The 20,911-nt window shown below is 52.3% G+C and carries 18 protein-coding genes; 5 read left to right on the top strand and 13 right to left on the bottom strand.

What is annotated here, in order from left to right:
• Positions 1 to 37 precede the first annotated feature (37 nt).
• From DW947_RS02115 to DW947_RS02090, 6 genes are all read right to left on the bottom strand, one after another.
• Positions 38 to 739 carry a LytR/AlgR family response regulator transcription factor gene (locus DW947_RS02115; protein WP_005828060.1) on the bottom strand — a complete coding sequence of 234 codons (702 nt, stop codon included), beginning with the start codon at positions 737 to 739 and terminating at the stop codon, positions 38 to 40.
• The gene (locus tag DW947_RS02110; protein WP_118940768.1) at positions 736 to 1,803 is read right to left on the bottom strand and encodes a sensor histidine kinase; all 1,068 of its coding nucleotides are present in this window, start codon (positions 1,801 to 1,803) and stop codon (positions 736 to 738) included. The genes DW947_RS02115 and DW947_RS02110 overlap by 4 nt, the downstream gene beginning before the upstream one ends.
• A gap of 245 nt (positions 1,804 to 2,048) precedes the next feature.
• A complete protein-coding gene (locus DW947_RS02105) occupies positions 2,049 to 3,269 on the bottom strand; it encodes an ABC transporter permease (protein WP_005836280.1) in 1,221 nt (406 codons plus the stop codon).
• Positions 3,270 to 3,322: 53 nt separating this feature from the next.
• Entirely contained in the window at positions 3,323 to 4,072 is a 750-nt protein-coding gene (locus DW947_RS02100) for an ABC transporter ATP-binding protein (protein ID WP_044467527.1), read from the bottom strand.
• A gap of 15 nt (positions 4,073 to 4,087) precedes the next feature.
• On the bottom strand, positions 4,088 to 5,317 hold the full coding sequence (locus DW947_RS02095) for an efflux RND transporter periplasmic adaptor subunit (protein ID WP_117866122.1): 1,230 nt from the start codon (positions 5,315 to 5,317) through the stop codon (positions 4,088 to 4,090).
• Positions 5,318 to 5,331: 14 nt separating this feature from the next.
• Complete coding sequence (locus tag DW947_RS02090; RefSeq protein ID WP_057088295.1) at positions 5,332 to 6,732, bottom strand: TolC family protein; 1,401 nt, start codon at positions 6,730 to 6,732, stop codon at positions 5,332 to 5,334.
• Between the two features lie 210 nt (positions 6,733 to 6,942).
• On the opposite strand from DW947_RS02090, the gene DW947_RS02085 reads away from it, so the two are divergent.
• The 3 genes from DW947_RS02085 (at position 6,943) to DW947_RS02075 (ending at position 10,031) form a co-directional block, all read left to right on the top strand.
• Entirely contained in the window at positions 6,943 to 7,164 is a 222-nt protein-coding gene (locus DW947_RS02085; RefSeq protein WP_005836288.1) for a DUF4492 domain-containing protein, read from the top strand.
• A gap of 123 nt (positions 7,165 to 7,287) precedes the next feature.
• Positions 7,288 to 8,862 (top strand): cytochrome ubiquinol oxidase subunit I, encoded by a 1,575-nt coding sequence (locus DW947_RS02080; RefSeq protein ID WP_118930859.1) that lies wholly within the window; start codon positions 7,288 to 7,290, stop codon positions 8,860 to 8,862.
• 20 nt (positions 8,863 to 8,882) lie between these two features.
• Positions 8,883 to 10,031: a cytochrome d ubiquinol oxidase subunit II gene (locus DW947_RS02075; protein WP_005828073.1), complete on the top strand. Its 1,149-nt coding sequence runs from the start codon at positions 8,883 to 8,885 to the stop codon at positions 10,029 to 10,031.
• A 75-nt stretch (positions 10,032 to 10,106) separates the two neighbouring features.
• Here the strand turns inward: DW947_RS02075 and mtgA are convergent, their stop codons facing one another.
• The 7 genes from mtgA to potA all read right to left on the bottom strand — a co-directional run bounded on the left by mtgA (position 10,107) and on the right by potA (position 17,403).
• Positions 10,107 to 10,811 (bottom strand): monofunctional biosynthetic peptidoglycan transglycosylase, encoded by a 705-nt coding sequence (gene mtgA, locus DW947_RS02070; RefSeq protein ID WP_005828075.1) that lies wholly within the window; start codon positions 10,809 to 10,811, stop codon positions 10,107 to 10,109.
• An 89-nt stretch (positions 10,812 to 10,900) separates the two neighbouring features.
• Positions 10,901 to 11,575 carry an OmpA family protein gene (locus DW947_RS02065; RefSeq protein WP_035448184.1) on the bottom strand — a complete coding sequence of 225 codons (675 nt, stop codon included), beginning with the start codon at positions 11,573 to 11,575 and terminating at the stop codon, positions 10,901 to 10,903.
• A gap of 100 nt (positions 11,576 to 11,675) precedes the next feature.
• Entirely contained in the window at positions 11,676 to 13,004 is a 1,329-nt protein-coding gene (locus tag DW947_RS02060) for an MATE family efflux transporter (RefSeq protein ID WP_118930848.1), read from the bottom strand.
• 32 nt (positions 13,005 to 13,036) lie between these two features.
• On the bottom strand, positions 13,037 to 14,374 hold the full coding sequence (locus DW947_RS02055) for an ABC transporter substrate-binding protein (RefSeq protein ID WP_172685028.1): 1,338 nt from the start codon (positions 14,372 to 14,374) through the stop codon (positions 13,037 to 13,039).
• 44 nt (positions 14,375 to 14,418) lie between these two features.
• Positions 14,419 to 15,210: an ABC transporter permease gene (locus DW947_RS02050; protein WP_008663130.1), complete on the bottom strand. Its 792-nt coding sequence runs from the start codon at positions 15,208 to 15,210 to the stop codon at positions 14,419 to 14,421.
• A complete protein-coding gene (locus DW947_RS02045) occupies positions 15,207 to 15,980 on the bottom strand; it encodes an ABC transporter permease (RefSeq protein WP_005828083.1) in 774 nt (257 codons plus the stop codon). Before DW947_RS02045 ends, DW947_RS02050 begins: the two co-directional genes overlap by 4 nt.
• Positions 15,981 to 15,996: 16 nt before the next feature.
• Positions 15,997 to 17,403 (bottom strand): polyamine ABC transporter ATP-binding protein, encoded by a 1,407-nt coding sequence (potA, locus tag DW947_RS02040; RefSeq protein ID WP_016273499.1) that lies wholly within the window; start codon positions 17,401 to 17,403, stop codon positions 15,997 to 15,999.
• A 213-nt stretch (positions 17,404 to 17,616) separates the two neighbouring features.
• Between potA and DW947_RS02035 the strand changes: the two genes are divergently transcribed.
• Complete coding sequence (locus tag DW947_RS02035) at positions 17,617 to 18,378, top strand: SDR family oxidoreductase (RefSeq protein WP_005836294.1); 762 nt, start codon at positions 17,617 to 17,619, stop codon at positions 18,376 to 18,378.
• Positions 18,379 to 18,478: 100 nt separating this feature from the next.
• Positions 18,479 to 20,683: an alpha-galactosidase gene (locus DW947_RS02030; protein WP_119958432.1), complete on the top strand. Its 2,205-nt coding sequence runs from the start codon at positions 18,479 to 18,481 to the stop codon at positions 20,681 to 20,683.
• The last annotated feature ends 228 nt before the right edge of the window (positions 20,684 to 20,911 follow it).

Here is a 20,911-nt window from a genome sequence, read left to right as displayed (position 1 = left end):
GGTTTTTCCGATTTTATCGACGGATTGGTCGATTTTTTTAGCTTCTTTGGTCTAAAAATTCTTGAAAAGCCAGTTTATAGCTGTCGCTTATCGGGATGTAATTCTTTCCGAACACGATGCGGCCACGGTCTATAATACGTATTTTATTCTTCTGAACAATGTAGGAACGGTGGACGCGCATGAAACGCGAAGCAGGCAGAAGTTCCTCCATTGCCTTCATGCTCATGAGAGACAAGATAGGCTTGGGAGAATCCTCCTCGTAGATTTTGAGATAGTCTTTCAGCCCCTCTATGTACAGAATTTTACTCAGTTCGATTTGCACCAGCTTATACTCGCTCTTTACGAAGATGCTCTGAATCTCTTCCTTGGGCTGTTGCAGCAATTCAAACCATTGCACAGCCTTGTTGGCAGCCTGCAGAAAGTCGACGTAGGAGATGGGTTTCAGCAGGTAGTCCAGCGCATTGACTTTGTAGCCGTCTATGGCATACTGGTCGAAGGCGGTGGTAAAGACAATGCGGGTGCCGGAATCGACCATCTTCGAAAATTCCAGTCCGTTCAGTTCGGGCATCTGGATGTCGAGGAAAAGCAGGTCGATGTGCTTCTCGGGCAACTCCTTGATGGCTTGCACGGCACTGGAGTATTTACCGACCAACTCCAGAAACGGGGTCTTGTTGACGTAGCTTTCCAGCAACCCCAGGGCGAGGGGCTCGTCGTCTACAATGGCGCACTTCAGATTCATATCTTTATAATTAAAATAGATTTATACTCTTTCATGTCCTCACTCACTCCTTGCTGCCAGTCGTAATGGCCGGGATAGGTCAGCTCCAGACGCTTGCGCACTTGTTCCAGCCCGATGCCGCTTCCACTCTTGTCTGCCACGCTTTTGGGATGATAGCTATTGGTTATTTCGCAACGTATCTCTCCGGGGCTTTCACTGAAGTGGATACGGATAAAGCTGGGCTCGGTGGGGGAGATGCCATGCTTGAAGGCATTCTCTATGAGGGAAATAAAGATGAGCGGAGCTATTTCGGTACGGCTGTCCGGTCGGACGTCTATCTTTGTTTCCACACGGACGTTGGCGGAGAGACGGATGCGCATCAGTTCGATGTAGTTGCGGATGAAGTCCATCTCCTTGTCCAGGGTGACGAAGTTCTGCTGATTGTCATACAGCACATGGCGCAGCAGTCGGCTCAGTTCCTGCACGGCAGTCTGTGCCTTGTCGGCATCGAAGGCGATGAGGGCGTAGATGTTGTTCAGCGTATTGAGCAGGAAGTGCGGGTTGAGCTGGTTGCGCAGGTTCTTCAACTCGGCTTCCGTGCGGCTTTTCTCGGCTTCGCGGCGGGCGGCGTCCATCTGCGCCCAGCGGCGGCTCAGCTTGATGGCAGCGCTGAGGCCGGCGGTGAGAATCATGGTCGAGACGTCGCGCAAGATGAATATCCATTTGGGAGGCCCCATGTGCTGACCGTCATCATCGCCGCGCATATGGTTTTGGAATGTGTATTCTTGCCAAAGGTGGGCGCCGGTGGTAATGCAGATGATGAGCAGTGTGTTCAGCAGGAGATACTGCCGGATGCGTCCCTCGAACAAGTAGCGGGGAATGAGGAGGCAGTAGTTGATGTAGAATACAAGGAAGAATGAGAGGGTACTGCTGCTACCGTGGCGCAGATAGTCCGCAAGGCTGATATTGAAGCCGCTGCGTGTCATCATCAGAAAGGGGAAACCGATGACGATACCCCAGACAATGATGTGTATCAGGGTTTCGATGCCGCGGCGGCGTGGGTTAGGGAGCTGTTGTTTCATCATGATACAAAGATACGGATTTTAGGTGGATATTGGAAATATCCGCCGCCTGCGAAGCAAATCTCTGTTCGCAGGTTGCGGATAAGCGTTTCCAGGTTGCGGATATGTATCCCAAGCTTGCGGATGTCTATCCCAAGGCTTGGGATAGAGATTATCCTTGGTTTCGCATAACTTTTTTCCCTATTGCCGGAAACTTTTTTCCTAATACTTAAGAACTATTTGGCTAACTTCCGGCAAGGGAGAAAAGGTTATTCGTAGCGTATGGCCTCTATCGGGTCGAGGTCCGCAGCCTTCTTGGCGGGATACCAACCGAAGAACACTCCGGTGACGGTACATACGGCGAAGGAGAGGAATACACTCCACGGCTGGATGAAGATGGGCCAGTGGGCAACGCTCTTCACTATCCAGCTGGCTCCGCATCCGATGATGACGCCGATGATGCCTCCGGTGATGCTGATGAGGATAGCTTCGATGAGGAACTGGCTCAAGATGTCGACACCGCGGGCGCCTACACTCATGCGCAGGCCGATTTCGCGCGTGCGTTCCGTCACCGATACGTACATGATGTTCATAATGCCGATGCCGCCCACTACGAGCGAAATGCCGGCTATGCAGGCAAGCAGCGTGGTCATCAGGTCGGTGGTGGAGTTCAGCATGGTGCTGAGTTCCTGCTGGCTGCGAATGGTGAAGTCGTCGTCGTCACTCTCCTTCAGCTTGTGGTTGCGGCGCAGTATCTCGGTGATTTCGTCGGTGGCATTGTCCGTCATGTCCTCGGTGAGGGCGGAGGCGAAGATGCCGCTAAGGTAGGTCTGTGCCAGCAGGCGTTTCATCACGGTGCTGTAAGGGGCAAGCACTACGTCGTCCTGGTCCATGCCCATGGAGTTGTAGCCTTTGGACTTCAGCACGCCCACCACGCGGAAGGGCACTTGGTTGAAGCGGATGATACGTCCCACAGGGTCCTCTCCTCCGGGAAAGAGGTTGTCTTGGATGGTCTTTCCGATGACGCACACCTTGGCAGAGGTCTGTATGTCGGCTTCGGTAAACATCTCGCCGTTCTCCACGCTGAGCTGCCGGATTTCGAGATAGTCCGTGCCCACGCCGCTCACGGAGGAGGGGTAGTTGTTGTTGCCCGCGATGAGCTGCCCGCTGGAGGAGACATTGGGGCTGACGGCAGCCAGAAAGTTGGTTTCGTTTCGCAGGGCTTCGTAGTCGGTCAGCTTCAAGGTCTGCATGGCGCTGGGGTCTTGGCGGACACCGCCGCGCATGTCGGCACCGGGGTGAATCATAATCATGTTGGAGCCCATCTCGGAGATTTGCGCCTGGATGCTTTTCTTCGAACCTTGTCCGATGGCAAGCATCGTGATGACGGACGCCACGCCGATGATGATGCCCAGCATGGTGAGGAATGCGCGCAGCTTGTTGTTGTTCAAGGCTCGCAAGGCTATTTTGAAAAGGTTTGTTCCGTTCATATCGTTTTAATGGAAAGTTTAAAATTAATCCCTAATCCTTAATCCCTTATCCCTCATTCCTCCTCCTCTTGTTTAGGCAATGCTGCCAGGGCTTCGGCTGCATTCTGGATTTGGGTGTTGACGGTGTCGTCCTTGATTTGTCCGTCGCGCAGCACGATGTTGCGGCTGCTGTACTGGGCTATTTCGGGGTTGTGGGTGACGAAGATGATGGTGCGTCCTTCGGCATGCAGCTTTTGGAACAGTACCAGAATCTCGAAAGAAGTACGGGTGTCCAGGTTACCCGTAGCTTCGTCTGCCAGGATAACGGCGGGATTGTTCACCAAGGCGCGGGCGATGGCTACGCGTTGCATCTGACCGCCGGACATCTGATTGGACTTATGTTCCAGTCGGTCGCCCAGCCCCACGGCTTGCAGGGCTTCGATGGCACGTCTCCGCCTTTCGGAAGCCGAGACGGAGGAGTTATACATCAGCGGTAGCTCCACATTTTCCACGGCAGTGGTTTTGGGCAGCAGGTTGTAACTCTGGAATACGAAGCCGATTTTACGGTTGCGTAGTACGGCGCGTTGAGGCTTGCTCATGGTGCGTACGGAGATACCGTCCAGCAGGTATTCGCCGCTGGTGGGCGTGTCCAGGCAGCCGAGGGTATTCAGCAAAGTCGACTTTCCGGAGCCCGATGTACCCATGATGGTGACAAACTCGCCTTCACGGATGGTGAACGAGACGCCGCGCAGGGCATGCACGGTTTCGTCCCCCACCTGGAAGTTGCGTTTGATATTTTGAAGTTCAATGACTGCTTTATTCATAATTCTTTTTTTGTATTATTTTCCGCTCTTCTTCTTACTTCCCGGAGGGCCAGGCATGAACGGACTCTTCTCGCCGCCGGGAGCTTCCTGGCTCATGGCCGGAGCGCCGCTACCGGGCATGCTGCCGATGGTGGCTTCGGTCACCACTACGGTACCTTCGTTAATGCCGCTGATAATTTCCGTGTTGACTCCGTTGGAGATACCTATCTTCACCGGATGGGCGGTAAAGGTGTTGCCTTCGCGGGTCCAGAGTTTATGTTCCCCTTCGCAATCCTTCACGATATCATTGTCGCCGATAAGCGGTTTTTCGGGGTTGAAGCGCAGGGCACGGGCAGGAGCGCACAGTACGTCTTTGCGGTCGAGGGTGAAGATGGTGACGTTGGCTGTCAGGCGTGGTTTCAGTTTCAGGTCCGGGTTGTGGGCGGAGATGACTACTTCGTAGGTCACAACCGTGCTGGTGCTGGTGCTCGACGTGCTACTTGAGCTGGCATCTCCCAGACGAATTTGTGTGACCACTCCTTCGAACACGTCATTCGGGTAGGCGTCTACGGTAAACGTGGCGCGCTGTCCCTCTTCCACACCGCCTATGTCCGCTTCGTCCACGTCGGCCACAACCTGCATCTGCGTCAGGTCGGCAGCGATGGTGAACAGTGTCGGTGTCTCGAAGCCGGAAGCCACGGTCTGTCCTGCTTCCACGTCGCGGCTGATGACCACACCGTCGATGGGAGAGGTGATGGTGGCGTAGGAGAGGTTGCGTTCAGCCTTTGCCAGTGATGCCTGGCTGCTTTCGTAGTTGCTCTTGGCCTTCTCGTAGTTATAGACGGACTGCTCATAGTCCGTGGCGGCGATGAGCTGCTTTTCGTTCAGCGTCTTGTTGCGCTCGTAGAGTTTTTTCTGGTACTCGTATTCGGCCTTTGCACCGTTGTAGGCGGCGCGTTGCGAAGCGAGTTCGCTTTGCAGTGTCACGCGGTCCATCTCGGCAATGAGTTGGCCTTTGGTTACTACGGAATTGTAGTCTACATGAATCTTGTCGATGATACCGCTCACCTGGGTACCCACTTCCACTTCCGTCACCGGTTCGATGGTCCCCGTGGCGGTTACGGATTCGGAAATCTCGCCTTTATGGATGGTTGCTGTGGCGTAGGTCACCTTGTGCTTGGCCTTGGCACCACCGAAGAGCCATACGCCGCCGCCCACTATGATTACGGCAGCTACGGCAATGAGGATGATTCTTTTTTTGTTCATATATATATAAGGTATTATAATTCGATTTTTTCTCCTTGATAAAACTTCAGTAGCTGCATATTCAGTATGGCCATGTATTTGGCTTGCAGTGTCTCCTGCTGTGCGCTGAGCAGATTGCTTTTCTCAGTCAGCAGTTCTACGGTATTCTTCATGCCCAGGTTGAACTGCTCTTGAATCAGTTCATAGCTGGTCTGCGTACTTTTCAGTTTCTCTGTGGCGGCGGCGTAGCGCTGCTGGGCGCTGTTGGCATCGAGCCAGAGGGTTTCGATGGTCTTGTACAGCGTTTTTTGGTCGTCCAGCAGGTCCAGTTCGCTGGTCTGCTTCTGAATCTTGGCTTTCTCTACGGCACTCTTGGTCTGCCGGTTGCTGAAGATAGGCACGCTTACGGTGAAGCCCAGCGAGTTGTTCCAGTTCTGTTTGACTTGCTCGCTGAAGGTGAAGTCATTGCCGTTGGCATGGCTGGTTCCGATGCCGGCGCTGAGGCTCAGCGTAGGCAGATAGCCAGCGCGGGCAATTTTGATGTCGAGGTCGGATGTCTGTATATTCAGTTTGCCGGCTTCTATTTCCGGACGGAGCACGAGGGCAGAACGGTAAACGTCCGTTTTGGTGGGCAGGGGTGCCAGTACGTTTTCCGTGCCGAGTGTGGGGATGTAGAGGTTCATCTCGGATTCGCCGTCCAGTTCCAGGAGTTGTTTCAGTTGTAGTTTGTAGTCTTGCAGGGTGGCTTGTGCTGTCACCAGCTGGTACTTGTCGGTACTCACTTGCGCTTCCAGTTGTGCCAGGTCGCTTTTGGCTATGCTTCCTGCTTCGAGAAGTTGGCGGGCGCGTTCGCATTCGGCCTGGCTCACTTCCAGGGTCGATTCGTTCACTTTCACGGCTTCGGCGGCGTAGAGTATCTGTACGTAGGTTTGTGCGATACTTTCTTCGATGCTGTTCTCGCTCTGTGCTACGCTAAGTTCGGCAATGCGGTTGTTCAGTTGCTGTTGTTTGATGGTGTTGAGGCGTTTCCCGCCGTTGTAGAGGGTCCAGTTGGCATCGATGCCGTAGCTGCCGTTATAGGAAGTCTTGCTCTGGCTGCTGGTGATGTTGTCGCCGTCGATGATGGTGTTTGTCTCGCTCTTCGGGCGATTCACGACACGCTGGCTCACACTGGCCGAAAGGCTGGGGAAGAGAGCGGCTCGGGCGGTCTTTACATCTACCTGGGCACTTTCCGCACTGAGGCGGTTCTTGCGGATGGTGATGTTTTGCTGCAAGGCATAGTCGATGCACGCTTGCAAGTCCCATTGGGCGGGCAGGCTGTCGGCTGGCTGCTCGGAACTGCCGGGTATCTGCGTGGAAGTGCCGTTTTGGGCGGCCACTCCCATACAGCTTGCCATACATAGCGCTATCACTGTCAATCTTTTTACGTTCGTCATATCTTCGTTATTCTATGGTTTTACATTTGCAAATGTAGTAGGGTGGAGAAAGGATTGCAAAAGTGATAGACGTTGGGGAAATTTTCCTCGCCTAAAATCTTTTTTGTACCGATGAATGGGAGAAGTCTTTTTTCTGTTCAACTTTTCACCTTTTTATTTGTTCTTTATATAAAAGTATTTTATATTTGTAATCATTATAATTTTATCGGCATGAAACAGACTGCGGTAAACATTTGGCGTTTTTATTTGGAAGGTTTTCGAAGTATGACGTTAGGGCGTACTTTGTGGCTTATCATTCTTGTGAAGTTATTCATCATGTTCTTCATTCTCCGCCTTTTCTTCTTCCCACGGTTTCTGAATACCCCCGTGGTGGGCGATGACAAGGAAGGCTATGTCAGTAATGAGCTTATCCATCGGAGTCTGGGCGACTAAACACGGAGACACAGAGTTTATTTCCTTGCCCTTATAAATTCTCCGTGTCTCTCTGTTCTTACCCGATAACTTAAAAACTTAATAACTCATAACTTATAACTCATAACTCATAACTTGATTCTTATGCTTGGACACATTGACACTTCCCTGATTGACTGGTCGAGAGCCCAATTTGCCTTGACCGCCATCTATCACTGGATTTTTGTGCCGCTGACACTTGGACTGGCGGTAATTATGGGCATCATGGAGACAGCGTACTACCGTACGGGTGACGAATTTTGGAAACGTACTGCCAAATTCTGGATGAAGATTTTCGGTATCAACTTTGCTATTGGTGTAGCAACCGGTATTATTCTGGAATTTGAATTCGGTACGAATTGGAGTAATTACAGTTGGTTTGTGGGCGACATCTTCGGTGCGCCGCTTGCCATCGAGGGTATTTTGGCTTTCTTTATGGAAGCAACGTTTATCGCCGTCATGTTCTTCGGCTGGGATAAGGTGAGCAAGCGTTTCCACCTGGCATCTACTTGGCTCACGGGGTTGGGCGCCACGATTTCTGCCTGGTGGATTCTGGTTGCCAATGCGTGGATGCAGAATCCCGTAGGTATGGAGTTCAATCCCGATACGGCACGCAACGAGATGGTGGACTTCTGGGCTGTGGCAACTTCGCCGATGGCTGTCAATAAGTTCTTCCATAGCGTGCTGTCCGGCTGGGTGCTGGCTGCCGTGTTTGTAGTAGGCGTAAGCTGCTGGTATCTGTGGAAGAAGCGCGAGAAGAAATTTGCGCTGGCAAGTGTAAAGATTGCCGCATGGGTAGGTCTGTGTGCCGCTGTGCTCTCTGCCTGGACGGGTGATGGCTCGGGCTATCAGGTGGCGCAAAAGCAGCCGATGAAGCTGGCTGCTATGGAAGGCTATTATGAAGGGCGGCAAGGTGCCGGATTGGTAGCGTTCGGGCTGCTGAATCCTGCCAAGCAGACACCGCAGGACGGAGTAGACCCATTCCTTTTCCGTGTGGAAATTCCGAAGATGCTGTCGCTGCTTGCCGAGCGCAAGATGGATGCTTTTGTTCCCGGCATCAATGACCTGCTGAAAGGCGGATATCCGTTGAGGGACGGTACCGTAGCGCTTTCGGCAGAAGAGAAAATAGAAAAAGGAAAAACGGCCATCGGTGCGTTTGCCGCCTATCGTGCAGCCAAGGCTGCGGGCAATGAGGCGGATGCAGAGGTGGCTGCCAAAGTGTTGAAAGATAATGTAGCCTATTTCGGTTACGGTTATATCAAGGACGTGAACGAGCTGGTGCCCAATGTGCCCCTTACGTTCTACATGTTCCGTGTGATGGTGATGTTGGGTGGATACTTCATCCTCTTCTTTATTGTGGTGCTGTTCCTGGCCTATAAGAAAGACTTGTCGCGGATGTCATGGATGCATTGGGTGGCTATGCTCACCATTCCGCTGGGCTATCTGGCTGGACAAGCCGGATGGGTGGTTGCCGAGTGTGGTCGCCAGCCGTGGGCCATCCAAGATATGCTGCCCACGAGTGCCGCCATCTCTAAGCTGGATGTAGGCTCCGTGCAGACCACGTTCTTTATCTTCCTGGTACTTTTCACTGTCATGCTGATTGCTGAGGTGGGAATTATGCTGAAGGCCATTCGCAAAGGTCCGGAAACCGAAACGCACACACCGTCACATAACTCATAACTTATAACTCATAACTCACAATGAATGCTTATATATTTCTTCAACACTATTGGTGGTTTGTAGTCTCCTTGCTGGGAGCACTGCTGGTATTCCTGCTGTTCGTGCAGGGAGGTAATTCGCTTCTGTTCTGTCTGGGGAAGACGGAGGAGCAGAAGAAGATGATGATTAATTCTACGGGACGGAAGTGGGAGTTCACGTTTACAACGCTCGTCACGTTTGGAGGCGCGTTCTTTGCTTCGTTTCCGTTGTTCTATAGTACGAGTTTCGGAGGAGCCTATTGGCTGTGGATGATTATTCTGTTCAGCTTTGTGTTGCAGGCTGTCAGCTACGAGTTTCAGTCCAAGGCGGGAAATCTGCTGGGCAAGACAACGTATCGCACATTCCTGGTGATAAACGGAGTAGTAGGTCCGGTATTGCTGGGTGGGGCGGTTGCTACGTTCTTCACGGGGTCTAACTTCTATATCAATAAAGGGAATATCGCAGATGCGGCAATGCCGGTTATCAGCCAATGGGCTAACGGCTGGCATGGGTTGGATGCGCTGCTTAATCCGTGGAATGTGGTGCTGGGGCTGGCTGTGTTCTTTCTGGCACGTATCTTGGGAGCGCTTTATTTTATTAATAATATCAATGAGGATGATTTGGTGAAACGCTGCCGCCGGGCACTCTGGGGAAATACGGCGTTGTTCCTGGTATTCTTCCTGGCCTTCGTCATCCGCACGCTGCTTGCCGACGGCTATGCTGTACGCCCGGAAACGGGAGAGGTGTTCATGGAGCCCTACAAGTATCTGACGAACTTCCTGCAGATGCCGGTAGTGCTGCTTGTATTCCTGGTTGGTGTGGTGGCTGTGCTCTGGGGCATTATCCGCACGCTGTGGAAGCCGGCATTCGACAAGGGTATCTGGTTTGCCGGTGCAGGGACGGTGCTTACGGTATTGGCACTGCTGCTTGTGGCAGGCTATAACAATACGGCCTATTATCCTTCTACCCACGACCTGCAAAGCTCACTCACGTTGGCAAACAGTTGCTCGAGCCAGTTCACACTGAAGGTTATGGCTTATGTCTCTATCCTTGTTCCTTTCGTTCTTGCCTACATCTTCTACGCTTGGCGCAGCATCGACAATCGCAAGATTGATGCGAAGGAGATGGAAGAGGGAGGACACGCGTATTAATTAAAAATTAAGAATTAAAAATTAAAGGAGGATGTGTCATCTGTGTGCTATTAACTGTTTTGATACATCCTCTTCTTATTCTTTTGTCCGCTTCTCATTTAGCTGGAATTTGGGTACCAGTTTCATCAATCGTAGAATCTGTCCTTGCCTTTTCTTTATGTAAGGGGAGGGGTGTGCTGAGTCGAAGCGTATGGGGTTGGGCAATGTTGCCGCTATTAGTGCGCACTGTCCGGCAGAGAGCTTGGCGGCGGTGGTCTTGAACTTGTATTTGGCGGCAGCTTGTGCACCATAGATGCCTTTCCCCATTTCGATGGAGTTGAGATAGACCTCCATGATACGTTCTTTGGACCAGAAGAACTCTATTAGTACGGTGAAGTAGACTTCCAGTCCTTTACGTACCCAGGAAGACTGGGGCCATAGGAATACATTCTTTGCCGTCTGCTGGCTGATGGTGCTTGCGCCCCGTTTCCGTTTTCTTGTTTCATTCTCCTTTATCGCTTTTTGTATCTCGATGAAATCGAATCCGTTGTGTGTGGCAAACCGGTTGTCTTCCGAGGCAATGACGGCCATAGGCAGGTGAGGGGATATCTTGTCGGAAGATACCCAAGTGTGGTGCCAGCATGGACTTTCACCCTTAAAGACCTGTTGCACGCTGCGAATAACCATCAGTGGCGTGATGTAGACGGGTACAAAACGATAAGCCACTACCGCTAGGATAGTGGAAATAAAGAAGAATAATATGATGTTGCGGAGGAACCGCAAAGGCTTCGGGAGTTTCATGGAGAGAGTGCCAGTGTGATTAATGTGCTAATATGCCAATGTGATCAATGTGCCAATGTGCTAATTGGCACATTAATCACATTAGCACATTAATTATTCGCCTCCGCATTCTTAATCATCTGTTCGCTGGCATACATATATACCTCTACGCGTCGGTTCTGGTCGGCAGACAGACTTTCGTCGTATTCGTTGTATCCCACGCCTTCCACTTTCTTGAACTGGGCCGGAGATACGCCGCAATCCTGCAAATAGTTCTCTACGGCATAGGCGCGGTTCTTGGAAACTTTCATGTTGGCTTCGTAAGTACCCACTTTGTCGGTATGGCCGATGATGGCGATATCGGTTGTCGGGTCTTCCTTCAGAATCTGTGCGAGTTCGCGCAGGGAAGCCTTTGCCTCGTTGCTCAGTGCTGCGGAGTTGAAGCCGAAAAGAATACCTGCCGCAAAGGATACTTTGACAGCCGGCAAGCCGTTTGCATCCGTCACCTGCTCCACTTGGGCGCCTTCAATCTTGGCAGCTTCGGCAGCCTTCTTGTCCATCTTGTGTCCGATGGCAACGCCGGCACCCGTACCTACTGCAGCACCTACCGCAGCTCCAATGGCTGCCCCCTTGCCTTTACCTATCAGTCCGCCGATAATGGCACCTGCTGCTGCACCGGAGCCACCGCCGATTATTCCACCTTTGGCCTTGTTGTTCATTGTGCCGCAACTGCCCAGCAGCAATGCGCCGCACAAAAGTAATACTGTAAATTTCATCTTCTTCATAACTCTTTTTCTTTAAAAGTTGACTTTATCTTTAATGTTGCAAATTTATGTATATAATAACCATATTCTTCTTTCTAAAGTTCGCCAGTTCTGTCCTTTTTTAGAGAATTTTCCTTTTGATGAGGACGAACCAGGCTGTCAGTATAAGACCTTTGGCAACGGTCGTTCCACTTACTGCCCACCAGATGGCATCCACTCCCATACCCATGTGCACCAGCAATAACGCCACCGGAATACGCATGTAATTGCATCCGATGCTGACAATGGCAGGCGGCACTGTCCGTCCCAGTCCGTAGAACACGCCCTGCATGGTAATTTCCATCATCATGAACATTTGCGAATAGCCGTCGATGCGGAGGAAATCTCCGCCCACACGGTAGGCTTCGGCCTCGGGTACGAAGATAGAGAACACCTCGCTGCCGAAGAAGATGAACAGTAGTGAGCAGAGGCTTCCGAATACGCCCGTCATCCACATGGTGGTGCGCCATGCTTGCTTCACGCGCGACTTCTGCCCCGCGGCATAGTTCTGGGCGATGAACGTACTCAGCCCCGTGGAGAATCCTTGCGAAGTATTCCAGGTAATGGCCTCGATTTGTCCACCGGTGGTGAATGCCATCAGTCCGATGTGTCCTCCCTGCTCCGAGGCGGTGCGCGAGAGGAACATATTGACGAAGGCAAATAGCGTGTTCAGCGTAGCCACGGGCAGCCCGAGCTTGAAGATGCGCCGGGTGTACTTCTTTTTCAACGGAACGATAAAGGAGAAACCTCCGAGCACGGCGCTTTTCTCCCGGAGCTTGTAGACGAAGATGCCGAATACTGTAGCTTCGGAAAGCCATGTGGCAAGTGCCGCGCCCACTGTTCCCCAACCGAAGCCGAAGATGAACAGAGGGTCGAGGAGGATATTCATAATCAGTCCCGTTCCGCTGATGTAGAACGGAATCTTGCTTCGTCCTGCCGCGTTGTAGATGCCCGTGAAGGCAGCGGAGAGAAAGACAAACGGCAGTCCCGTCGACACGATGCGCAGATAAGTCACGGCGGCGTCCGTGATATGCTGTTTCAGCTCGAAGATGTTCAGAATGGGGCGGGCGAAAAGGAAGAGCAGACCTCCCCAGCAGACGGAGATGAGCAGGGCAATCGTAATGTTGTGCGAAGCAAAGCTGCGTGCATCCTCTTCGCTGCGTGCACCGATGGACTGGCCTACGCTGACTTCGGCGCCCACTTTATTGAGCAAGGCGATGGAGCCGGACATCCACGTCAGTATGCCTACCGCACCTACTGCAGCCACGGACTCACTGCCCAGACGCCCTACCCATGCCATGTCCGTCAGGCTGTAGGCCATCTGGATGAACGAGGTGGCCATGATGGGCATTGCCAGCGTGAAAAGCTGGCGGTTGATGGGGCCTTGTGTCAGATTCTTTGTTCCTTGCACGTTGACGGGTTTTTAGGTAAACAATGTGTTGTTCATCCCCTTTTCCGCTTTCTGCGGAGACGGTGGCGGCGTTTCTGCTTGTACTTTCGTATCTTGGCATATACCAGCCAGATGAAGAGCAGACCGAAAACGGCGAAGATGAGCAGCACGATGCCTGTGTTGAGATTGTCACCTTTCACGCGGCTCCACATCTCGAGCACCAGTTCCGTGCGGTCGCCGAAGTCGCGTATCATGGCGCAGCGTTCCACTACACAGCGGTCAGGGTACTGGACCGGGTCTATCTGCAGGCTGTCGGCTCCGGGCAGGGGGCCGAAGAAGTAGCTGAGGTCGGAGTGCACGTCGAGCGTGGTATCGGTCTTGGCCTCCATGATTTCCGGTGTGGCTACGGCGCTGACGTAGCCGATAGCATCCATGTTGCGCAGTGCCACGGAAGGCTGGCAGAGGTAGTTGATGAAATAGCTTGCCGCCTTCACGTTGCGGGCGTAGCGGGGGATTACCCAGCCGTCGTACCAGATGTTGCTACCTTCGCGGGGGACGGTGTAGTCCAGTTCCACACCCACGGCATCGGCCTCCTCGATGGCCCAGACGGCATCGCCGCTCCAGGTGAAGTTAATCCACGCCTTGTTCTTGGTCATCATTTCCTTGCCGAAGTCGGCTTCCCAGCCGGCGATGTTGGGTTTCATCTCCTTGAGGCGTTGCTCGGCCAGAGCGATGGCCTGCGGGGAGTTGTCGTTCATCAGTTGCTCTACGGTGACGGTGCTGTCGGCCAGCTCCCGGGCGTGGGCGTAGATGATGGCGGTACCGTAGGCATCGCGGTAGCTGTCCTTCATCAGTATTTTGCCTCGGTTTTTGGAGTCCCAGAGGATGTCCCATGTGCCGGCCTCTTCGGCGGTAATAAACTTTTTGTTGAAGAGGATGCCAGCGGTGCCCCACATGTAGGGTACGGCATAGTCCTCGGTCTGGCGTTCCGGTTGCGAGGTCTTGTTCAGCTCGTGGCGAATGTAGGGCGACACGTTGGGGATGTAGTCCGGCGTGTGGCCGAAGTTGCGGTCGATGGGTAGCAGGAGGTCTTTGCGAAGCATACGTTCGATGATGTACTCCGAGGGGCATACGACGTCGAAGTCCTCGTGCCCGCGCTCAATTTTGGTGAGCATGATTTCGTTGATATCGAACACCTGGTAGATGATACGGAGGTCTTCGCCCGTCTGCTGCTTGTACCAGTCGGGAAATTCGGCAAGCACATCTTCATCGATGTAGTCCGCCCAGTTGTATATCTTCAGTACACGGCTGCGCTCTTCTGTGGAGTTTCCACAAGAAGAGAGGGATGCGATACAGCACAGTAGAATCAGTATGTTTATTATCCTTTTCATCATCTTGTTCTTGACAATTGATAACTTATAACTCATCACTCACATCAATCGTTTTTCGTCCGTTCGGCCCGCTTGTTGATTACAATCAGCAGCACCAGCACTGTCACGAAGATGATGGTGGAGAGTGGCCGCAGTTCCGGCGTCAGTCCACCTTTGCGCGCATCGGCGTAGATGTAGGTGGAGAGCGTTTCCAGCCCCTGGTTGCCGATGGTGAAGATGGTCACGGCAAAGTCGTCGATGGAGAGCGTGAAAGCAAGGATGAATCCGCTTATCATACCCGGAAATATCTCCGGAAGAATAACCTTGCGCAGTGCTTGGAACGGTGTGGCGCCCAGGTCGAGTGCCGCCTCGTAGACATTCTGGTTCATCTTTTTGAGCCGGGGCATTACGCTGAGCACCACGTAGGGCGTGCAGAAAGTGATGTGTGCCAGTACCACTGTGGTGAATCCTTGCGATATGCCGAAGCTGACGAACAGCAGGAACAGCGACACACCGGTGATAATGTCTGCATTCATCATCGGGATGGCATTGGCGAAGTTCATTACCTGCCGTGTGCGCGAGCGCAGATTGAAGATGCCGATGGCTGCAATGCTGCCCAGCGCCGTACTGGCGGTGGCGGCAAGCAGGGCAATGGCGAATGTGTTCCAGATGGCATTTATCAGCGAGTGGTGCATCCCGCCCGTAAACAAGGAGCTGTACAGCTTGGTGGAGAATCCCGTCCAGTTGCCCAGCACCTTTGCCTCCGTGAAGGAGAATATCATAATAATTAAGATGGGCGAGTAGAGCAACGCCAGCAGCAGCCACAAGTAGCCGCGGGTTAAGATTCGTGTCATCATATCACACCTCCGCTTTCATTCGATGCCCCGTCCTCCTCGTTGGTAAAGAGGATGGTGATGCCTATCAGCAGCAGCATGATGAGCGAGAGGGCGGCACCGTAGTTCCACATTCCGTTGTAAATATTCTCTTGCACCGTGGTGCCGAACAGTTTGATGTTGTTCATTGTCAGCAACTCGGCAATGGCAAAGGTAGAAACCGTAGGCATAAACACCATCACTATGCCGCTCATCACTCCCGGCATGGAGAGCGGCAGAATCACCTTGCCGAATACGCGGGTAGGAGAGGCTCCCAAGTCCTGCGCAGCCTCAATCAGATTGTGGTCCATCTTCTGAAGGGTGTTGTAAATGGGGTATATCATGAACGGCAGGAAGTTGTAGACCATACCGAACACAAGGGCACCTTCGCCTAGCGGCAGGTTCAGGAAGTCGAACAGCGCCACTGTGGCAAGCGTACGTATCAAGATATTCACCCACATGGGGAGGATGAACAGCACCACCATGGTGCGTGAGGTGTTGAATTGCTTCTGGCTCAGGATATACGCTGCCGGATAGCCCAGCAGCAGGCAGACCAGCGTGGTGATAACGGCTATTCCGATGGAGTAGACAAACGTGTTCATCGCTTCGGGGTGCATCATGAACTTGCGGAAGTTGGCCAGCGTAAACGCTCCTCCGTCGTCCGTAAAGGCGTAGAGCACGATGAGCAGTAGCGGTACTATGACAAATACAAGCAGAAACAGCGCGTAGGGTACCGTCCAGTTGCGCCGGCGCATAAAGAAATGGGATAACTTATTGAGCACTTCCTTCCTTATTAAGAGATTGAACAATCCGTATATTTTGAGGGGCGATGGTGATACCTACACGGTCGCCGTCGTCCCACACGTCGTTGGTGTCGACAAAGATATCTTCGTCCCAGTCCGTAAACACGGTCAGGTGGTAATGGTTTCCTTTGTAGAGTATGAATTTCACTTCACCCGTCAGTCGGCCGTCCTCTTCGTTGTCCTCGAGGATGACGTACTGGAAGTCCACTTCCACTTGTACGCTACTGCCCGGTTCGATGCCTTGCACGGGCAGGCACTCGAAGTTGCAGCCTAGGAACTCTACATGTGTCTCGTCCACCAGCTTTCCTTCGAAGGTGTTGCAGGTGCGTTCCTTCTTCATCACATGGATGTCGAAGGGCTTCACCAGCAGACCGACTTCGCGTCCTGCCTCGAAGGCATGGTAGTCCTGCACCATCAGCTCGTAGCCTTCGCGCGTCTGCACCAGCATTTCGTAGTGCACACCCTTGAAGATGCAGCTGGTTACGGTGCCCGTCAGCTGTGCGGCGTCGGATACGTCGAAGATGTAGATGTCTTCGGGGCGAATCACTACGTCTACCTGCATCTGCTCGCCAAATCCCGTGTCCACGCATTCAAATTCGTGTCCGCAGAAGGTGACGGCTTTATCCTTTATCATAACTCCGTTCAAGATGTTGCTTTCACCAATGAAGTCTGCTACGAAGGAGTTGATGGGTTCGTTGTAGATGTCCGTCGGCACGCCTATTTGCTGGATGCGTCCTTCGCTCATCACGACGATGGTATCGCTCAAGGTCAGTGCCTCTTCCTGGTCGTGGGTCACATATACGAAGGTGATGCCCAGCTTCTGGTGCATCTCCTTTAGCTCCATCTGCATGTCCTTGCGCATTTTTAGGTCCAGGGCGGCAAGGGGTTCGTCCAGTAGCAGCACTTCGGGTTCGTTGACGATAGCTCGGGCAATGGCTACGCGCTGTTGTTGCCCGCCGGAGAGGGAGTCTACGTCGCGGTCTTCATAGTCCGTCATGCCCACCATGCGCAGGGCTTGCTTTACCTTCTTCTCGATGGTGGCACCGGGCAGCTTCTTCAGCTTCAACCCGAAAGCAATGTTGTTGAACACGTTGAGGTGGGGGAAGAGGGCGTACTTCTGGAACACGGTGTTCACCGGACGCTTGTGCGGCGGTGTCTGCGTGATGTCCTTTCCGGCAATGGTTATCACTCCTTCCGAGGCTGTCTGAAAGCCTGCAATGAGGCGCAACAGTGTTGTCTTTCCGCAGCCGGACGGTCCCAGTATTGTTACAAACTCGCCCTTACGGACAGACAAATTCACATCATTCAGCACGGCCTTATCTCCGAAAAATTTCGATACGTGCTCCACACCGATGATGCAATCGGACTTTTGCATAAGCGTCTTTTACTTTATCCAAACGAATTAAACAAATCTCAGAAGAAAGCTGAAATAAAATCAAAACAGTTTCTCGGGCTTTCAAAAAGCGGGTGCAAAGTTACATAATTTATCGGGATTTTTCGCCTTACTCTAAAATTCATTATTCCTATGAAGTTAAAATAATAAGTAATACCTTTGTTGGCAGTATTGATATTAAAACTTAATAACATGATGGAAAAGAAGATTGTACTCATCACCGGAGCCTCCTCGGGAATAGGGGAAGGCTGCGCGCGTAAATTTGCCATGAACGGTTACCGGCTTATACTCAATGGCCGTAATGTGGAGAAACTGAATGCTGTAAAGAAAGAATTGTTGGAGAAATATGGAGCCGATGTGTATCTGCTTCCTTTCGATGTCCGCGACCGGCAGGCTGCCCGTGCCGCCCTCGAATCCCTTCCGGAGGAATGGAAGGCGGTAGACATACTGGTGAACAATGCCGGACTCGTCATTGGGGTGGACAAGGAACATGAAGGTAACCTGGATGAATGGGACATTGTCATCGACACTAACGTGAAAGCCTTGCTTGCCATGACCCGCCTCGTGGTTCCCGGTATGGTGGAGCGAGGCCGTGGTCACGTTATCAATATGGGGTCCATTGCCGGAGATTACGCTTATCCGGGAGGCAGTGTGTACTGTGCCTGCAAGGCTGCCGTCAAGGCCCTTTCCGACGGACTCCGCATCGACCTGGTGGATACCCCGATACGCGTAACGAATATCAAGCCGGGGTTGGTGGAAACCAATTTCTCCGTCGTCCGTTTCCGTGGTAACCGGGAGGCGGCCGATAATGTATATAAAGGTATACGCCCGCTGACCGGCGACGATATAGCCGAAGTGGTCTATTTCGCCGCTGCCGTCCCCGAGCATATCCAGATTGCGGAAGTGCTGGTGATGCCTGCCAACCAAGCCACGGGGACAATTGTCAGCCGGAAATAGAATTTGTATAAGGATATGATAAAATGATACTATTTTATCTTCGGGGAAACGCCTACGTTTGCTCACAGCTAAATGAATATAGAATCTAAACAAGAAAAGCATGAATTTCAAGAAACGAACAAATTTTCTCTTTGGAGCACTGCTGCTGACCGGCAGTTTGTTGGCTCAAAACGTATGTGTATCCACTCCGAAAACCTCTTTGGTGCTTTCGGTTCCTGAAGGCGGTACACTGAGACACTTGTATTATGGTAACAGACTTTCTGAAGCCGACTTGCAGAATATCTCTGCGGCAGAAGCGAACCATGCAGCCTATCCCGAATATGGATTGAATGCTCCCGTGGAGACGGCCCTCGCTGTGAAGCATGCCGACGGTAACATGACCCTCCAGCTCGAAGTATTGAACGTGACTACCGAAAAGGAAGGGAATGCCGTGACGACTGTCGTGGCACTGAAGGATAAGGTGTATCCCTTCTTCGTCAACGTCTGTTACCGTGCCTGGCAGGATGCCGACGTGATAGAATCCTGGACTGAAATCTCCCATCAGGAGAAGAAGCCGGTGGTGCTCAATCAGTTTGCCTCCGGCTATCTGCCCATCCGCCGCGGCGATGTATGGCTGTCCCATCTCTCCGGTTCCTGGGCCAATGAAGGGGTTTTGACGCAGGAACCTCTCACTCCGGGCATGAAGGTTATCAAGAATAAGGACGGTGTGCGCAATTCCCATACTGACCATGCCGAAGTGATGTTCTCCCTCGACGGTCGTCCGCAGGAGAACACGGGCAACGTGATTGGTGCAGCCCTCTGTTACAGCGGCAACTACAAACTCCGCATTGAGACACACGATGATGAATACCACCATTTCTTTGCCGGAATCAACGAAGAGAACTCTACTTATTCCTTGAATAAGGACGAGCTTTTCCGCACTCCCGAACTTGCCCTGACTTATAGTAATGAAGGCTTGAGTGGCGGCAGCCGTAACTTCCATCGCTGGGCACGCCTGCACAAACTGGCGCACGGCACTACCCCCCGCAAGATTCTTTTGAATAGTTGGGAAGGCGTGTACTTTGACATCAACCAGCAAGGTATGGATCAAATGATGGCGGACATTGCCTCCATGGGTGGCGAGTTGTTCGTGATGGACGATGGCTGGTTTGGCGACAAGTATCCCCGTAAGAACGACAGCTCATCACTCGGCGACTGGGTGGTGGACAAGAACAAGCTTCCGAACGGCATTGGAGGCTTGCTGAGTGATGCCAAGAAACATGGCGTCAAGTTTGGCATCTGGATTGAGCCGGAGATGGCGAACACTACCAGCGAACTCTACGAGAAGCATCCCGACTGGGTACTTAAGGCTTCCGAACGTGACGTTGTGTTGGGACGCGGCGGCACGCAGGTAGTGCTTGACCTTGCCAATCCTGCCGTGCAGGACTTCGTTTTCGGTGTGGTAGACAACCTGATGACCTCTTATCCTGAAATAGATTACATCAAGTGGGACGCCAATATGTCTGTCCAGAACCACGGTTCGCAATATCTGACGAAGGATAATCAGAGCCACATGTACATCGAATTCCACCGCGGCTTCGAGAAAATCTGCCAGCGCATCCGTGCCAAATATCCCGACCTTACCATCCAGGCATGTGCCAGTGGCGGCGGTCGTGCCAACTACGGAGTGCTGCCTTACTTCGACGAGTTCTGGGTAAGCGACAATACCGATGCCCTGCAACGTGTCTATATGCAGTGGGGAACTTCCTATTTCTTCCCCGCCATCGCTATGGCATCGCATATCAGTGCTGCCCCCAATCATCAGACGTTCCGCACCATCCCTCTGAAATATCGGATAGACGTTGCCATGAGTGGTCGTTTGGGTATGGAAATCCAGCCCAAAAATATGACGGAAGAAGAAAAGGCTCTTTGCAAGAATGCCATTGCCGAGTACAAGACCATTCGTCCCGTAGTACAGTTGGGAGACATTTACCGCCTGCTCTCTCCTTATGACAAGCAAGGTGTGGCTTCTCTGATGTACGTGGCTCCGGAGAAGGACAAGGCAGTCTTCTATTGGTGGAAGACGGAACATTTCTGTAACCAGCACCTGCCGCGTGTGAAGATGGCAGGGCTCTGTGCCGACAAGCAATACCGGGTACATGAGCTGAACCGTATAGATAATGTTCCCTTGAACTACGAAGGAAAGAGTTTCAGTGGTGCCTACCTCATGGCAAACGGGCTGGAGATTCCCTACAACCATAAGGTGGACTATCACAAGCAGAACGACTATTCGAGCCGTGTGCTTTATCTGGAAGAGGTGAAGTGACATAAGCAAAGGTGAGGTTGGGCCGTGTAAAGGTGAACTTGAGCGGCGTAAAGGTGAGGTTTATGGGTACAGTGGGTACAGCGTCTCTTCTATCTCACACACGCATGTATATAGATAATGTACGCGTTATGAAGTAATGTACATAAGCACATGTGTGTGAAGCAGAAGAGGCGCTGTACCCACTGTACCAATTGTACCACTGTTTGGATGTCCAACTTTTCTTTTCGT

The sequence above is a fragment of the Bacteroides sp. AM44-19 genome (genome assembly GCF_003603395.1).
GTDB lineage: Bacteria > Bacteroidota > Bacteroidia > Bacteroidales > Bacteroidaceae > Bacteroides > Bacteroides uniformis.
The sequence above is the reverse complement of the archived record's forward strand: the minus strand, read 5'-3'. Positions and strand labels throughout refer to the sequence as shown.

Excerpts from the sequence above, each read along its gene's own strand:
- DW947_RS02075 (WP_005828073.1), top strand. The coding sequence starts at position 8,883 with ATGAATGCTTATATATTTCTTCAACACTATTGGTGGTTTGTAGTCTCC.
- DW947_RS02105 (WP_005836280.1), bottom strand. The coding sequence starts at position 3,269 with ATGAACGGAACAAACCTTTTCAAAATAGCCTTGCGAGCCTTGAACAAC.
- DW947_RS02045 (WP_005828083.1), bottom strand. The coding sequence starts at position 15,980 with ATGCGCCGGCGCAACTGGACGGTACCCTACGCGCTGTTTCTGCTTGTA.
- DW947_RS02095 (WP_117866122.1), bottom strand. The coding sequence starts at position 5,317 with ATGAACAAAAAAAGAATCATCCTCATTGCCGTAGCTGCCGTAATCATA.
- DW947_RS02065 (WP_035448184.1), bottom strand. The coding sequence starts at position 11,575 with ATGAAGAAGATGAAATTTACAGTATTACTTTTGTGCGGCGCATTGCTG.
- DW947_RS02035 (WP_005836294.1), top strand. The coding sequence starts at position 17,617 with ATGGAAAAGAAGATTGTACTCATCACCGGAGCCTCCTCGGGAATAGGG.
- DW947_RS02115 (WP_005828060.1), bottom strand. The coding sequence starts at position 739 with ATGAATCTGAAGTGCGCCATTGTAGACGACGAGCCCCTCGCCCTGGGG.
- DW947_RS02055 (WP_172685028.1), bottom strand. The coding sequence starts at position 14,374 with ATGAAAAGGATAATAAACATACTGATTCTACTGTGCTGTATCGCATCC.
- DW947_RS02100 (WP_044467527.1), bottom strand. The coding sequence starts at position 4,072 with ATGAATAAAGCAGTCATTGAACTTCAAAATATCAAACGCAACTTCCAG.
- DW947_RS02050 (WP_008663130.1), bottom strand. The coding sequence starts at position 15,210 with ATGATGACACGAATCTTAACCCGCGGCTACTTGTGGCTGCTGCTGGCG.
- DW947_RS02110 (WP_118940768.1), bottom strand. The coding sequence starts at position 1,803 with ATGATGAAACAACAGCTCCCTAACCCACGCCGCCGCGGCATCGAAACC.
- potA (WP_016273499.1), bottom strand. The coding sequence starts at position 17,403 with ATGCAAAAGTCCGATTGCATCATCGGTGTGGAGCACGTATCGAAATTT.
- DW947_RS02080 (WP_118930859.1), top strand. The coding sequence starts at position 7,288 with ATGCTTGGACACATTGACACTTCCCTGATTGACTGGTCGAGAGCCCAA.
- DW947_RS02090 (WP_057088295.1), bottom strand. The coding sequence starts at position 6,732 with ATGACGAACGTAAAAAGATTGACAGTGATAGCGCTATGTATGGCAAGC.
- DW947_RS02085 (WP_005836288.1), top strand. The coding sequence starts at position 6,943 with ATGAAACAGACTGCGGTAAACATTTGGCGTTTTTATTTGGAAGGTTTT.
- mtgA (WP_005828075.1), bottom strand. The coding sequence starts at position 10,811 with ATGAAACTCCCGAAGCCTTTGCGGTTCCTCCGCAACATCATATTATTC.
- DW947_RS02030 (WP_119958432.1), top strand. The coding sequence starts at position 18,479 with ATGAATTTCAAGAAACGAACAAATTTTCTCTTTGGAGCACTGCTGCTG.